Consider the following 238-nt stretch of genomic DNA (forward strand, 5'->3'; position numbering starts at 1 on the left):
CGCCCCGCGCGAGACGGTGCCCTCGCGGACCCCGGCCGCGCGGGCGACGAGCCTGATCCCGCCATGGCCCAGCGACCGCGCCTCCGCTCCTATGGCCAAACGGCGCTGACGCTCGTCCAAGTGCGGAAACAGCGCCTGGAACTTCCCAGCCAGAGCCGCCTCAATCCCCTCCAGTCTCCCCATACCACGACAACGAGGACCAAGACCCGAAGCCACGGCTTGTTTCCCGGCAAGCCCT

At 69.7% G+C, this 238-nt stretch carries 1 pseudogene; it reads right to left on the reverse strand.

Going from position 1 to position 238, the window contains the following annotated elements:
• Positions 1-183, reverse strand: a pseudogene (locus GFH49_RS00785) (ISAzo13 family transposase); the annotation flags it as partial.
• Between the last annotated feature and the right edge of the window lie 55 nt (positions 184-238).

The sequence above is a fragment of the Streptomyces blattellae genome (assembly GCF_009709555.1).
In the GTDB taxonomy this organism is placed as follows: domain Bacteria; phylum Actinomycetota; class Actinomycetes; order Streptomycetales; family Streptomycetaceae; genus Streptomyces; species Streptomyces blattellae.